1 protein-coding gene is annotated in these 1,053 nt (G+C 64.3%); it reads right to left on the minus strand.

The genetic code is table 11. The features are described 5' to 3' along the window. Positions 1-1,053: AAA family ATPase (locus tag ABC977_RS18155; RefSeq protein WP_369668679.1), on the minus strand; the 1,053-nt coding region annotated here is incomplete at both ends.

A 1,053-nucleotide genomic window follows, 5' to 3' on the forward strand; every position in this document is an offset into this window, starting at 1 on the left:
GCCGAGGGCGCGGTACTTGTCGGCGTAGCGGCGGTCTTTGATCTGTTGCAGGGCGCGGCCGTTGGGGGAGAGTTCGACGACCTTGAACTCGAACAGGTAGACCTGTTGGTTGAAGCGCAAGGTCAGATCGAGGCGGCCGAGGTGGCTGGTGTCCTCGGGGATCAGGTCGAGTCCGAGGGCGGCGAAGTAGGCGTAGAAGACGCTGGCGTAGTAGCCCTCGTACTGGGCGATCGGGTTGCGGCGATACCAATCGGCGGGGATGCTGGCGAAGAAGGCGCCGACGAGGTCCTTGAGGCCGGGAAAGTCGTTGGCGAGGAGCAAGGCATGGAGCCGGGCGTGGTGTTCGACGGTGGCGGAGCGGCGGGCCGTGAGTCGTTCGAGGAGCGCGCCGTTGAGGCTGGTGCGGACCTCGAGGTTCGGATAGCGCAGCCGATACTGAACGAGCGGGCCGACCGGGATCAGGGCATCGATGGTCAGGTATCCGGTTTGGAAGAGCAGGGCCTCGGTGGCGATCTGGTCGACATCGAAGGTGGAGAGGAGTTGTTCGGTGGTGAGCAGGCGTTCGAGCCTGGGCAGGAAGGTGTGTCGCTCGGTGAGCAGGTCGACGAGGAAGGTTGGCGTGGCGGTTTCGAACCACCAGGGTCGGAACAGGCGTTCCTGGAACAGCAGCAGCAGATCGAAGGGGTTGTAGACGGTCTCGCCGGTCCAGTTGTAGCCGTTGTACCAGGCGCGGATCTGGTCGCGGTCGAGCCCCGCGAGCTCGGGGGCGAAGACCTGATCGAGATCGATCTCGGTGTAGCCACACAGCGCCGAATACTCGCGCGAGACGGTGATGTCGCGCAGGTTGTTGAGTCCGGAGAAGAGGCTGACCTTGCTGAATTTGGAGACGCCGGTGAGGAAGGCGAAGCGGATATGTGCGTCGCTGTCCTTGATGACCGAGTAGAGGCTGCGCAGGCCGTCGCGGATGGCGCGGGCGGCGTCGGGGTTGGTGAGGTTGTCGAGGATCGGCTTGTCGTATTCGTCGACGAGGACGACGGTGCGCTGGCCATGGGT

Source organism: Thioalkalicoccus limnaeus, assembly GCF_041197575.1.
Taxonomy (GTDB): domain Bacteria; phylum Pseudomonadota; class Gammaproteobacteria; order Chromatiales; family Chromatiaceae; genus Thioalkalicoccus; species Thioalkalicoccus limnaeus.